Genomic DNA, 13,542 nt, shown 5'->3' on the forward strand with positions numbered 1-13,542 from the left:
CCGTCGGCTCCGCCATTATTACCAACATCATGTAAGGCTCGGTAGCTCAGTCGGTAGAGCAGAGGACTGAAAATCCTCGTGTCGGCGGTTCGATTCCGTCCCGAGCCACCACTTTACCTCAAAAAGTGAAGTAGCGTCTAAGAGGTAGTTTCCTATTACTTTTCTGGGACCCCATGACAACAACATATGCCGTTGTAGCTCAACTGGTAGAGCAACTGACTTGTAATCAGTAGGTTGGGGGTTCAAGTCCTCTCGACGGCACCAGATGCGCGCGTATGGCGGAATTGGCAGACGCACTAGACTTAGGATCTAGCGGGTGACCGTGGGGGTTCAAGTCCCTCTACGCGCATCACATAAACAGGTAAGACCATTCATGGTTTTACCTGTTTTCGTTTTCCGTTTAGATATTGAAAAAAAACGCCCATTTCCTTCGATGAAGCAGGAAGATGGGCTTTTTGGCTTCTCTTGAGATAGGCTGTTCTTTTAAACCGATTATACATACCCATCAGGAGCTATGTGGCCCCTTCATGGAAGCATCCGTAGAGAGCTTAGCCAGCCGCTGAACCACCAGGTCCACCTTCTGAATATGCTGCGACATCCGCTCCGCTGCAAGAGCCTCATCCCCGACATCGATGGCATCGACAATGTCACGATGCTCCTGTAGAAGATTCTCGGCGGATGCGCGCTCAGCAAAAAACCACAAACGGCGAGAAGCCTTCATGCTCACCTGAAGTCTCTCCGTCAAAGACTCCATCATGCCGATCATGAGGGAATTATGAGAGGCTTTGGCGATTTCTAGGTGAAAGCGGATATCGGCTTGTTCACTATCTTCCTCGTTGCCAAGGGACCGCTCCATCGCCTGAAGAATGTCCCGAAGCGCGGCTACATTAGCCTCTGTCCGCCTAACAGCGGCCAGCGATGCACAGCCCGCCTCGATGAATCTCCGCACCTCCTGCACCTCTTGCAGTGAGTCTCCTTGATCGAAGAGGGACGCGCTGTCTGTAGGCAGCGGATTGCTTACGAAGGTGCCTCCTCCATGCCGGATATCCACCCATCCGACTGCTTTCAACCCGCTCAGCGCTTCGCGAATGGTAGATCGGCCAACTTGGAAGCTCGCTGCGAGCTCAACCACAGTCGGCAGCTTCGAACCTGGCGCATAGGTTCCTGTCTCTATTTGCGTTTTAATCTGCTCCATCACGATTTCCGAGCCCTTTTGTGGCCGTATCTGCTGAAATGCCATGCCTATTCCCCCATAAAAGATCTATACATCTATTCAATCATAAGCTAAAATAGAAGGAAAGTCATCTGATCACATGATCACTTATTGATAGACATGATTAGTCCCATGGGAGGCTGCTATGCTCGATAACCAAATTAGACAACAACTGTTCAATATTGTAGGCGAAAAGTATTTCAAAGATGATATGGAATCTCTCGTTACCCATTCGTATGATGGAACACCGATGCTCCAGTCGCTGCCGGATGGTGTAATCTATCCTAAGGATACGGCGCAGGTTTCTGCGATTATGAAGGTGTTGAATGAGCATCGCATTCCGTTAGTTAGCAGAGGTTCAGGTACGAATCTTTGCGGCGGAACAGTGCCCGTTCAAGGTGGCATTGTGATGGTGATGCACCGGATGAACGCGATCCTTGATGTTGATATGCAGAATCTGACGGCAACCGTGCAGCCGGGCATTATTACGAAGCAATTCATCGAGCATATTGAAGGTCTGGGCTTATTTTATCCACCAGATCCAAGTTCTATGGCGATCTCTACGATCGGTGGCAACATTGCGGAGTGCTCCGGAGGACTACGTGGTCTAAAATATGGCACGACCAAAGACTATGTGATCGGTTTAGAGTGCGTACTGGCTAACGGTGAAATCATGCGTACTGGTGGAAAGCTAATGAAGGACGTAGCGGGGTATGATTTGACAAAGCTGCTGATCGGATCAGAGGGGACGCTGGCGGTAATTACGGAAGCAACTCTCAAATTGATTCCGCCTCCAAAGTATAAGAAAACGATGCTGGCCATGTACAAAGATTTATACGGTGCAGCCCGCACGGTCTCCAAGATTATTGAAAACCGCATCATTCCAGCAACCCTGGAATTCATGGATAACCCAACGATTCGCGTCGTAGACGATTTCGCGAAGCTGGGTCTACCGCTAGATATGGCAGCGATCCTCCTGATTGAGCAGGATGGCGAGATGGAAATGGTAGAGCGGGACATTGCCCGCATCTCGGAAATTTGCCGCGAAGAGCAGGCGCATGAAGTTAGTATTGCGAGCAATCAGGAGGAAGCGCTGAAGCTGTTGACTGCAAGAAGAAGTGCCTTCACGGCGCTTGCGCGTTTGCGTCCGACAACGATTCTGGAAGATGCGACTGTACCACGCTCCAAAATTGCCGATATGGTGCTGGAGATTAACCGAATCGCCGAGAAGCATGGCGTGCAGATTTGCACATTTGGGCATGCGGGAGACGGTAATCTTCACCCTACAGCTACAACGGATGCAAGGGATCATGATGAAATCCACCGTGTGGAAGCAGCTTTTGAAGAAATTTTTGAAGCGGCGATCCAGATGGGCGGAACGATTACAGGCGAGCACGGCGTTGGTCTAGTTAAAGCGCCTTTCCTGGAATGGAAAGTAGGAAGCAGCGGTATCGCGATGATGAAAGGGATCAAAGACGTGTTCGACCCTCATCATTTACTGAATCCCGGCAAAATGTTTGCCAAAGAATCCAGACGCAGGGTGGTGATCGACCGTGGCTAAAGGGGCAACTCTTCAGGAAACCCTAATTCAGAAGCTGGATTACAATCAATTGACGAACTGCATGCGCTGCGGCTTCTGCCTTCCCGTCTGTCCAACGTTTAAGGAAACGGGCATCGAAGCCGAGTCCCCGCGCGGGCGTATTTCCTTGATGAAAGCAGCTGTAGACGGCATTATGGAGCCGGGCATTTCCTTCGAGGATCAAATGAATCACTGCTTGGGCTGCCGCGCATGTGAGCCGGCTTGTCCAGCTGATGTGAAATATGGGCAATTAATTGAACAGGCCCGCGATGCGGTTGAAACGCATACGAAACAACATAGATGGTGGATACGCGGCGTGCGGAAGATGGTTTTCAAAGAGCTATTCCCCTCACAGCAAAAAATGCGCCTGCTAGGCTCAGGGATGCATTTTTATAAAAAATCAGGCCTCCAATCCGTTGTACGAAAAACAGGCGTTGTCGGCTTATTTTCCAAGCAGCTGTCGGATATGGAGAAAATTCTGCCTGATGCTTCTGGCAAAGGCATTACACAGCTCCTCGGCACCTTCATCCCGGCCAAAGGCGAGAAGATTGCTACCGTCGGCATGTTCAGGGGTTGTCTGATGGATGTGATGTTCACTCAAACGAATATCAAAACCGTTAAGCTGCTGTCCGAAGCAGGCTTTGATGTTGTCATTCCGGAGACGCAGAACTGCTGCGGCGCGCTACATGCGCATAGTGGTGAAAGCGATCAAGCCAAAATGCTGGCCAAAAATAACATCCGTGCTTTCCAAGAAGCTGGCGTGGACTTTATTGTATCGAATGCAGGTGGTTGCGGCGCGATTCTAGTCGAATACGATCATCTGCTGCATGATGAGCCGGAATGGAAGGAAGCTGCAGACTGGTTCGCTAAGCGTGTGAAAGATATTTCAACGATCCTTGTTGAAAAAGGGCGTCCGCTGCAGTTCGCCGACAGTGAGTCGGCTACGACTTCTACCCGGGTGACGTATCAGGATTCCTGCCATCTGCGCAATGTAATGAAAGGCAGCAATCCGTCCAGGCAGTTACTGAAAGAAGTAGGTAATGTTACTTTTGTCGAAATGAAGGATGCGGGCTCTTGCTGTGGATCTGCTGGTATTTATAACGTGACGCAGCCAGAGATGGCGAATCAGATTCTTGAAGGTAAAATGGTGAATGTGAATGCGACCGAGGCTAGCTACCTGGTGACGAGCAACCCAGGCTGCTTGCTACAGATGAAGCTCGGGATTGATAAGCATGGGCAAAAAGGCAAGATGGAAGCTGTCCATATTGCGGACTTTTTATATGATCGGGTTGTCAAACATTAAAGTTCTAACCAAACAGGCCGCTCTCTTAAGAGGGAGGCTTGTTTTTTTGTCTGTGTACACCGCTTTTCCTGCACTTTTTTGGTAAAATAGAAAGGATGGGGTTAAACTAACTTATGGTGCATTGTTTATGTTAGTAGTAGGGGGAGGAGTATCTGCGTGAACATTTTAGTTACCGGAGGAGCCGGTTTTATTGGATCACAGATTGTCGATGACCTGCTTCAAGTGGGGCACGATGTGCATATACTTGATAATCTTTCTACGGGGCATATGGCGTATGTGAATCCAAGAGCTGTATTTCATCATGGGGATTTACTCGACCTTGGGCTTGCGGAGGCATTCGCTGCTGCCCGTCCGGAGGTTGTCATTCATCATGCGGCGCAAATCGATGTTCAGACCTCGCTTGCGAATCCTTTCTTGGATGCCAAAATCAACATTTTGGGGACAATTGCCTTGCTGGAGCAATGCCGAGAGCATGGTGTTCGGAAGGTGATTTATGCCTCTTCTGCTGCGGTCTATGGGACTCCACAATATCTGAGCGTGGACGAGTCTCATCCGGTCAGACCGCTATCCTTCTATGGTATTTCCAAGCATACACCCGAACATTACATCGAAAGTTTTGCTTTGCTATACGGTATGGACTATACCATCCTGCGATATGCAAATGTATATGGTGTTAGACAGGACCCTAAAGGAGAGGGCGGAGTCGTTGCCATTTTTGTGGACAAGCTACTGGAAGGCAAGCAGCCGATCATTTATGGCAACGGGGAACAAACGAGGGACTTCATTTATGTCCAAGACATCGTGAGCGCCAATAGGGCTGCCCTGAATAAAGGCAGCCGCGGGATTTATAATATTAGCTGCAATGAACAAACAAGCGTCAACGATCTTCTGAAGGAAATGTGCTCAATCAGCGGAAGCAGCTTCAATCCTGCGTATGAGGCTGCTCGCACCGGCGATATCGTTCACAGCCGATTAGACAATCGCGCAGCGCTTAACGCTCTCGGGTGGAGCCCCATGTTTACACTAAGGGACGGCTTGAGTGCAACATTTGCGTATTATAAAACACAATATCAATAGGATTAACGCAATTAGTATACTTTTTTCGTGTACCCATCGGGGGCATTCATATGTATGAATTTCAACTTACGAGCCTCTTTTCCGGGAGAACTCTCCTTGTGTAAAGAGATCGTAAAAATGGTTAATCCCTTCTTCTGCTCCTTCTGAAGCTTTTCTACGTTCGCCTTCATCCAGGCATCCTTCTTCCAATTGGCCCTCCAGTCTTCCCATAGGAAGGCATCGATATAAGAGGCCGAATAATCCAACGTTTCAAAACCGCGATTTTGTATGATGGAGAGCTCCGGGAACTGCTTGCTCACATCTTGGAGGAAAGCCACGTAGGCTTCTCTCGTTTGTGTCTGGGTCGCTTTATCTTTGACGTAATCATCAATATCCCCTACGGTATCAAGGAAAACTCCGTTCATTCCTTTGTCCGCGATTGAGGTTTGCAGTTCAGCAACCAGTAGTTTTCGATAATGAGTTTGTCGCAAATCCATTAAATAAGAGTTCCACTGGGGGAAATGGATACGCTCGCCTTTTTGCCATAAATAATCCTGTGGCACCAGATCCTTTGAGCGGAGCATGTTCCATGCGGGTGTTTCCATCAAGCTAAGGTAACCAATGACAAGAGTACCCTTCGACTGAATATCTTTGATTTGTTCCTTGGTATGGAGCTGGGGTTCAATAATAATAAGATCCTTCGTTTTTAATTTGGTGATTGCTTGAGCAGTCGGACTCCCATAATAAAGTGAGTAGTTTTTCACATGTTGAAAAGCTCCGTGTGCTTGGGCCTGTTGTTTGAACAAAAACGAGAACAGGCTGATTGAAACGATTATCGCTGTCGTGTAGGTCCATGTCTTTTTCATCGTTCGCGCTGTCCACCCTTTAGATTCAAATTTGTTTACATTATATGATAAAAAATAACGGAGATATAGATAAAGTTGACGTAACAGAGCAATGCTATAACATGCATGCCAATCGTTAGGAGCTGACACCTATGAATCACATAGCTATTGTGGACGATGATTTCGTACTGCTCAAATTCTTGAAAGAGATGTTCGAGGTCAAAGGTTTGCGCATCTCATCTTTCGAAGATCCGGTTCACGCATTGGCAGTTATTAAGGAAATGAAACCGGATGCCGTACTAATGGATGTACGGATGCCTGGGATGAACGGATTTGAGCTATGCCGGGAGCTTCGTTCGGACAAAAGCTTCACAAGAACACCCATTTTCCTAATGAGTGCGAAGCATTCAATCAGTGAATTGTCGAAATCGATGATGGCTGGAGCTGACAATTACTTTATTAAGCCTTTTCAAACGGATGACATTTATACACAAATGCTGCAAACCTATATGAAAAAGAATAATCCGATCGTGATTAGACCAATCGATGTTTAGTTTGGAGGAAGCCTGATTGATTTTTCGTCAAAACCGAAGATGGATCGCCTGGCTCGAGCTCGCCGTAATTTTTGCTATTCTAATTGTGATCTACTTGGTTTATCGAGTGGATTGGTTAGCTTGGTCGCTAAATCCGTTGATGTTCGTGATTCTTTACTTCTCCCTTCGGTACGGGATTCGCATCGGAATTGCAACCGCAGGGGGCGCAAGCTTGCTGCATATTGCTACGTACATAGAGATGAATGGGGACCTGTATGGTTTATTTGATCGCTGGGATCAGGCGAAATGGTTTATTAGTTATTGGGGCATAGCGTTGTTTGTTGGCCACGTAGCCTCCGATTTACGCTTCCGGTACAGCATCCTAGCAGATGAATTTGAGGAAAACAAACAGCACTTAGCGAAAGTGGAAGAGAGCTATAAGGATCTCCATGTCGTTAAAAAAGCTTTGGAAACGAAAGTAATCGGAGCTCAGGAAAGCTTATTTACACTATATCAAATAGCCAAGGCGCTGGATTCCGAGGATTCGGAAATCATTTTTACCGATGCGGTTAGGCTGTGCAAGGATCTAATTCAAGCTGGCTCCATTGTGATTTATCGGATGAATCCTACGGGGGATGTTCTTCGGCTGAAAGTGTATTACGGCTCGGAACCCCGATATCCGGCAACGGTTTTCCTGGATAAACCCTCTCTTTACGCGCGCGTTCGCGAGGAGAAGAGCATTCAACTGCGCTTAGAAGGTGAGCCTCAGGATATTCCCCTCCTAGCAGGGCCTCTGCTTGATCAGAATAACCAAATTGTGGCTATTATTGGCTTGAATGGCTTGGATTTCGTCAATATGAACAAGCACACGCTTGATTTGTTCCGGCTTATTCTGACCTGGATGGGCGAGAGCTGTGTGAAGGCTTTCGACAGAGAGCAGAAACTGAATGACCAGCGTTACTTCCCAGGCACGAAAGTGATGGTACCCGAGTATTTCTACGCCAAGCTCAATGAAGAAACTTTACGGGCATCTGACTTTGATCAGAAATTTCTACTATTGCAGCTGCCAATCGATTTGGGTGAGATGGAGGAATCCGCTGCGCTGCGGGAAATCAACGAAATTACACGACTTATGCTCCGCGACGAAGATGCGATGTCTTATGATGCCTTCCGGGGTGAACTGTTGTTCTTACTTCCTGCGACATCCCCGGAACTTGCCGCGCTTATTGAAGAAAGAATTCGCGATCGCTTCAATCGGGGTGGCCAGCTATGAGAGTAACGAGACATGCTCGACACTTCGATGTTACTGCGGGTGCTTGGCTTGCTGCAGCGGTAAGTCTCCTGTTTGCAGCGCTGGATGCCCTGCAGATGTTTCATTTTGCGCAGCTTGGGATATGTTTAATGCTTCATCTTCTTCTGGTCTTCATTTATTATGTACTGCTTAAATTCGTTAGTCTCCGCTCGGAAGATCGGATAAGTGCAGGCTGGTTGCAAACACTCATGCTCTTCTTTCCGGGTATCGGATTTGCGGTGGGGGCACTTATCTTGATAGGGATGCTCATCTTTCGCTTTCGGGATGATTTCTATGAAGAATATGAGCAATATGTCTATCACATCCCGCATTCGCTTCAAAGTTATCACATTAATGTTGAGGCAGAATCGAATCGCATTCCTGTTCGCGAGGTGTTGATGTCCAGTGATCATGCAGGTAAAAAGGAAGCCCTATACTCGTTATTAGACTACGAGGGTCATAACAAAGTGGGGCTGTTCCATGAAGCTCTGCGAAATAATGACCCAGAGGTGGTGCATTACGCCGCAACTAGCCTGAACTATTTGAACGAGCAATATATTCGAAGTATCAAGAAATGGACGCAGCTCTTGCAGCAGAACGATAAGTCTCTGGAGACATGGCAGGAGTTATTCGACGCCTATCGGCAGTACTTAGAAAGCCGTTTATTAACGGAAGAGCTGGCCATTGAAGTGAGACATACGTTCAAGTCATGGATTGCCAGAGGCAAGCTTCAATTCCCGAATGAGCCGCGGTTCATCGCAGAGCTGTGCCACTTGGCACGCATGGAGAAGGACTACCCAGCGGCCATTCGATGGGCCGAGCAGCTGTCTGATGTGAAGGATTACGAGTACTTGGTATTCCTAACCCAAGCAGAGAATATGTATGCAGAAGGAAAGCTGGAGCGTTTAAGTCAATTTGCCCAAATATGGTTGGACAGCGAAGTAGAAGTTCCACAAGAATATCTGCCGGCTATCCAATTATGGAAGGAGATGAAGGAACAAGGTGTCCCGCAAGCTGATCATTTTTTCATTCGTTACCGTTAGTATGCTGCTGCTTGGCATTGCCTTACAGACGGTTCGTGTTGTGGATGTGTTTCCTTTATCTCCAGCGAGATATTTGTTCAAAGAGGCGACATTTTCAACGAAAAGCTCGGCAAATACGGAAGCAGCAGGCGCAGAGCTGAGGCTGTACCTATATACAAATCCAGATGACTCCGAAGGCTTCAAAGTGAAGGAGAACCTTGAGCATGCTCTGGAGCTTGCCAAGCTGCATTCGGAAACGATTGCTGCTGAAGATATGAAAACGGTAAAACCGGGGCCATCGACAGCTCTTGTCTTAACGGGGGAAGATATCAGCGAGTTGGATCAGACTGCCATTCAATCCTATGTCCAGCAAGGCGGCCGACTGATCGCATATACCCGCTTTTATGCACCCGAATGGAATAGTCTACTGGGGATCGCAAGCAATAACGGCTATTTTTCGGGATCGAGCCAAGGCATTACTGTGAATAAAACCGTGTTTCCTGGCTATCCGGATCTTCCAGAGACGAATCTGATATTTTCCAACAACATGCTGGATGTAAAGTTAATCCCTGAGGCGCAGGTTTATTTATCCGCCCAGAAAAATCCCTTGTTGTGGACAAACGCTTATGGGCAAGGGAAGGTGGTCTATTGGAATTCAACATCCAACGTTCAAAAAGAAGGCAGGGGACTTATGGTGCAATCCATCGGTCTAGCCCTAGAAAGCTTCGTGACGTCACAAGTGGCATCAAGAAGTTTAAATATTGACGATTTTCCTTCGCCTGTGCCGCAGGTGGATAATCCGCTCATTCATCAAGAATTCGGACTCAGCACGCCTGCCTTCTATGAACGGATTTGGTGGGAAGACATGGTCCGTTTCTCGAAGTTGTACGGCTGGAAATACACGGGGCTGATGATCGGCACCTATCAAAATCAAACCAGCTCTCCGCTGCCGTCCCTGCTGACGGATACGCCGAAGCTCATCCCGTATTTCGGTTCCCGGCTGATTAGCCTGGGAGGTGAGATCGGGCTGCACGGTTACAACCATCAATCGCTTGTTACGGCGGATGAACCGATCAAAAGTGAACTAGGATATGTCCCCTGGCCGAATCAATCGGCGATGGTAGAGAGCCTTAAACGGCTGACAGAGCTGTCGGAGAATTTATTTCCCGGGCACGAATTGAAAACCTATGTACCGCCATCGAATGTTATGAATAAGACGGGCAAACGAGCATTAGCTGAAGCGGAACCTTCGGTTGATATCGTTTCATCGCTGTATACGGTTGGAGGCGAAAAGGGCTTCCTCGAGCAGGAGTTTGGGGTCGATCGAGAGTTTCCGCAGTTTACGAATTTTCCGCGTATTTCTTCGGGCTACGTCATCGATGAAGGGCAGCTCTTTACGATTAATGATGCTATCGCCAATTTCGGCACGGTGAACCATTTTGTGCATCCAGATGATGCACTGGATATCAACCGGTCGGGAGGAAAAGGATGGAAATACTTGAGCCAGCAGTTTGAAAGCTGGATGTCATGGTTGAACAAGACGTACACCTATTTAGAACCACTAACGGTTCGGGATGCTGTGAAAAAGTTCAGTTTATATGAAGCAGGAACGGTTAACGTTCATTACGGCAAAGAGGCGATCACCATAACAACAAAGGATCAATTAATTCCTATGCATTATACTGTTCGGGTGCCGAACCACCAGGTTCCGGTGATCGCCAAAGAAGCGGGACATCTCACACGTTTGGACGCCACGGAAAGCATATGGCATTTGGATGCCCTCCAGCCAACAGTGACTATACAGCTAAAGGAAAGCAAGCCATGAAAATTGCCTTGATCGTAGAAGGGAGCTATCCCTATGTTTCGGGGGGCGTAGCCAGTTGGATTCAAATGCTCATTGCGTCCATGCCCCAGCATGAGTTTGAAATCATTGCCATCTCCTCCTCGCGTAAGGAGGAGAAGACCTATAAATATAAGCTGCCAGCCAATCTATCGGGCATTCACGACGTATTCATTATGGACTATCAGAATCTGGAAGAGGGTAGGGCTCCGCGTTTGTCGGCAGTCGAGGCTGAAGCGTGTCTGGCCTGGTTTGCCTTCCAGCCGGGCTCGGAGCAGGCCCTTACACTCATGGCGGATCAAACGAAGCTAGGGAACCCGGTTTCTTTTATGAAAAGCGAAAACTTCTGGAGCTTCCTGGTCGACGCCTACGAGAGGGAAATGCCGGAGCATTCTTTCAACAGCTATTTCTGGACATGGCGATCCATGTACTTGCCAGCGGTGTATCTGCTGCAGCAATCCTATCCGAAAGCGGATCTGTATCATGCCGTATCGACCGGATATGCGGGCTTAATTGGGACCTATTTGCGGATGGCGCACCAAAAGCCATTTCTACTTACGGAGCATGGCGTTTATGCAAGGGAACGAGAGGAAGAGATTTTGAAATCGGCGTGGGTTGATCCGCCTTTTAAGAAACGTTGGATCGATTATTTTTATCATATGTCTCAAGGAGCCTACCTTACGGCTGATCGCACCATTGCGTTATACGGCGGTACTCACCACATTCAGTTGGAGCTAGGGACTCCTAAGGAGCGCGCCCTGGTGATTCCTAATGGGGTTGATTATAAGCGGCTTTCGCTGCTGCCCCGGCAAACTAACAATATGCATGGGCGTATCGTTTTTGGCGCTTTGGTACGGCTTGTACCCATTAAAGATATCAAAACGTTGCTCTACGCAACACGACTAGCAAGTGCCGAGATTGCGAACATGAGCCTATTGATTATGGGACCGACAGATGAAGATCCGGACTATTATCAAGAGTGCTTAGCGTTAATGCGTAACCTGCAACTAGAGGCGATCGTGACATTTACCGACAAAGTCGCCATCGAAGACTATTTGCCCGAGGTCGATGTGCTCATTCTAAGCAGTATTAGTGAAGGGCAGCCTCTGGCTGTGCTTGAAGGGATGGCTGCAGGAGTTCCCTGGATTTGTACGGAAGTTGGCAGCTGCCGGGAGCTGCTCGAAGGCAAGGATGAACATGATGCAGGCATTGCGGGGTATATCGTGCCACCCGTGAATCCGAGGGCGATGGCTGATATGATGGTGAAAATGCACGCACTTCCGGATGAACGGACGTATATGGGCCAAGTGGGCCGCAGGCGTGTAGCAACTTATTATCAAATTGATCATTTTATTGACGCTTATAAGCAGTTATACGATGAGGTGGTAACCTAATGGCGGGAATTGGATTTACCCTGCAAAAGCTGTTCCGCGATGACTATCTGTCGATGCGTGTCCACGCCTACGCGTATGCTTCGTTTATTACGGCAGGTCCTTGGATTCTGTCGGTGGGGAGCATTGCTTTCATTAATGTTATTCTCGTTCATTTTGCGAATATTGAAGATGCGCAGCGCCAATTGTTTATTGTGACGGTTTCGTATAGCTTTATCTTTTCGCAGATGTTATCCGGGGGCTGGCAGTTAAGTGTGACGAGGTATTTGGCGGACCACTTTTTCCAAAATCGATTGGAGGTTGTTACACCAACCTATATCGGTATCTCCAGAATCATTTTTGTCATTTCGCTGATTGCGGCTATCATTTTCTATTGGTCCTCGCCACTTTCCATCTTGTATAAAGTGCTAAGTGTCCTATTATTTTTCATGTGCGGACAGATTTGGCTGGCTATGGTTTTTTTAACCGCTGCGAAAGACTATAAGATGATTGCGATTGCTTTTTTGGCAGGAACCGTTGTATCCATTGGTTGTGTTTTTGTCCTGCTTCAATACCCGATTCCGTTCGATCAATATAGACAGGCTACGAATATTTTGATTGGATTTAGCAGCGGCATACTGCTTACGATGGGGATGCTGGTTTATGTGCTGCTGCGCGCATTTCCTGCAAGGACAGCGTCCAACCCTTACGGATTTTTACATTATGTCGATAAATATCCCTCGCTTCTATGGGTTGGCTTTCTCTATAACATTGGTGTTTGGTCGCACAATATGATTATTTGGCTGGGGCCGTCCGGCGTGAAGATTGAGGAAACCTTTCTATACAGTCCGATTTACGATACCGCGGTATTTTTGGCGAATCTTACGGTCATACCGTCGCTTGTCTTATTCGTTGTTTCCGTAGAAACGGAGTTTTATGACAAGTACAAAACATTCTACGGTTATGTAACCAATGGCGGAACACTAGAGATGATTCAAAAGGCCAAAAAACGTATGGTTGAGGTGCTCTGGCGGGAGCTGTATCGGTTGACGAAACTGCAGGTTATTTTGACCGTGTTTATCATCCTGGTAAGCGAGATCCTGCTCGAAATGATTGGCCTGCAAAAAACGGTTATCGACATATTTAAACTTTGCGCCCTAGGGGCTTTGTTGAATGCGATTATGCTCATCCATATCCTGCTCATGCTGTACTTTGAGGATCGGAAAGGGGCGCTCATCACCGGCGGAATCTACTTTGCGCTTAATGTGCTCTCGACAGCGTTTTTGCTGCCATTAGGTTTTGACTATTATGGCTTTAGCTATTTTCTAGCGGGGCTTGTTGCCTATGGCTGGAGCGGGTTTCGGTTGTTAACTTTTTTGAAGCGGATTGAAGTCCACACGTTTATCACCCAAAGCATTATCTACAAAGAGAAATCTGGTTTCTTCACGCGGCTGAGTGAGAGAATGGATGTTCAGCGTTTCTTCAAATAA

Annotated in this window: 11 protein-coding genes and 3 tRNA genes; 12 read left to right on the plus strand and 2 right to left on the minus strand. The window is 47.7% G+C overall.

Annotated elements, in window-relative coordinates:
- Positions 1-35: 35 nt before the first annotated feature.
- From AC58VC_RS37415 to AC58VC_RS37425, 3 genes are all read left to right on the plus strand, one after another.
- A tRNA-Phe gene (locus tag AC58VC_RS37415) sits at positions 36-111 on the plus strand.
- A gap of 77 nt (positions 112-188) precedes the next feature.
- Positions 189-264 (plus strand) — tRNA-Thr (locus AC58VC_RS37420).
- A 5-nt stretch (positions 265-269) separates the two neighbouring features.
- Positions 270-349: transfer RNA gene (locus AC58VC_RS37425), tRNA-Leu, on the plus strand.
- A gap of 156 nt (positions 350-505) precedes the next feature.
- Here AC58VC_RS37425 and AC58VC_RS37430 read toward each other — a convergent pair.
- The gene (locus AC58VC_RS37430; protein ID WP_497376538.1) at positions 506-1,240 is read right to left on the minus strand and encodes a FadR/GntR family transcriptional regulator; all 735 of its coding nucleotides are present in this window, start codon (positions 1,238-1,240) and stop codon (positions 506-508) included.
- Between the two features lie 118 nt (positions 1,241-1,358).
- Between AC58VC_RS37430 and AC58VC_RS37435 the strand changes: the two genes are divergently transcribed.
- From AC58VC_RS37435 to AC58VC_RS37445, 3 genes are all read left to right on the plus strand, one after another.
- Positions 1,359-2,774 carry an FAD-linked oxidase C-terminal domain-containing protein gene (locus tag AC58VC_RS37435; RefSeq protein WP_497376540.1) on the plus strand — a complete coding sequence of 472 codons (1,416 nt, stop codon included), beginning with the start codon at positions 1,359-1,361 and terminating at the stop codon, positions 2,772-2,774.
- A gap of 61 nt (positions 2,775-2,835) precedes the next feature.
- Complete coding sequence (locus tag AC58VC_RS37440; protein ID WP_161410009.1) at positions 2,836-4,095, plus strand: (Fe-S)-binding protein; 1,260 nt, start codon at positions 2,836-2,838, stop codon at positions 4,093-4,095.
- A gap of 156 nt (positions 4,096-4,251) precedes the next feature.
- Positions 4,252-5,172 (plus strand): NAD-dependent epimerase/dehydratase family protein, encoded by a 921-nt coding sequence (locus tag AC58VC_RS37445; RefSeq protein WP_497376542.1) that lies wholly within the window; start codon positions 4,252-4,254, stop codon positions 5,170-5,172.
- 11 nt (positions 5,173-5,183) lie between these two features.
- On the opposite strand, the gene AC58VC_RS37450 is transcribed toward AC58VC_RS37445, so the two are convergent.
- Complete coding sequence (locus AC58VC_RS37450) at positions 5,184-6,017, minus strand: glycoside hydrolase family 191 protein (protein WP_497376543.1); 834 nt, start codon at positions 6,015-6,017, stop codon at positions 5,184-5,186.
- A gap of 131 nt (positions 6,018-6,148) precedes the next feature.
- On the opposite strand from AC58VC_RS37450, the gene AC58VC_RS37455 reads away from it, so the two are divergent.
- Genes AC58VC_RS37455 through pelG form a run of 6 tightly spaced genes read left to right on the plus strand, consistent with a single transcriptional unit; the run spans position 6,149 to position 13,542 of the window.
- Entirely contained in the window at positions 6,149-6,550 is a 402-nt protein-coding gene (locus AC58VC_RS37455; RefSeq protein WP_497376545.1) for a response regulator, read from the plus strand.
- A 16-nt stretch (positions 6,551-6,566) separates the two neighbouring features.
- Entirely contained in the window at positions 6,567-7,802 is a 1,236-nt protein-coding gene (locus tag AC58VC_RS37460; RefSeq protein ID WP_497376547.1) for a hypothetical protein, read from the plus strand.
- Complete coding sequence (locus AC58VC_RS37465; protein WP_497376548.1) at positions 7,799-8,863, plus strand: hypothetical protein; 1,065 nt, start codon at positions 7,799-7,801, stop codon at positions 8,861-8,863. The genes AC58VC_RS37460 and AC58VC_RS37465 overlap by 4 nt, the downstream gene beginning before the upstream one ends.
- On the plus strand, positions 8,823-10,667 hold the full coding sequence (locus tag AC58VC_RS37470; RefSeq protein ID WP_497376549.1) for a DUF2194 domain-containing protein: 1,845 nt from the start codon (positions 8,823-8,825) through the stop codon (positions 10,665-10,667). Before AC58VC_RS37465 ends, AC58VC_RS37470 begins: the two co-directional genes overlap by 41 nt.
- Complete coding sequence (pelF, locus tag AC58VC_RS37475; protein ID WP_497376550.1) at positions 10,664-12,076, plus strand: GT4 family glycosyltransferase PelF; 1,413 nt, start codon at positions 10,664-10,666, stop codon at positions 12,074-12,076. Before AC58VC_RS37470 ends, pelF begins: the two co-directional genes overlap by 4 nt.
- Positions 12,076-13,542, plus strand: a complete 1,467-nt coding sequence (pelG, locus tag AC58VC_RS37480; RefSeq protein WP_497376551.1) for an exopolysaccharide Pel transporter PelG — start codon at positions 12,076-12,078, stop codon at positions 13,540-13,542. The genes pelF and pelG overlap by 1 nt, the downstream gene beginning before the upstream one ends.

The sequence above is a fragment of the Paenibacillus sp. J22R67 genome (assembly GCF_059692175.1).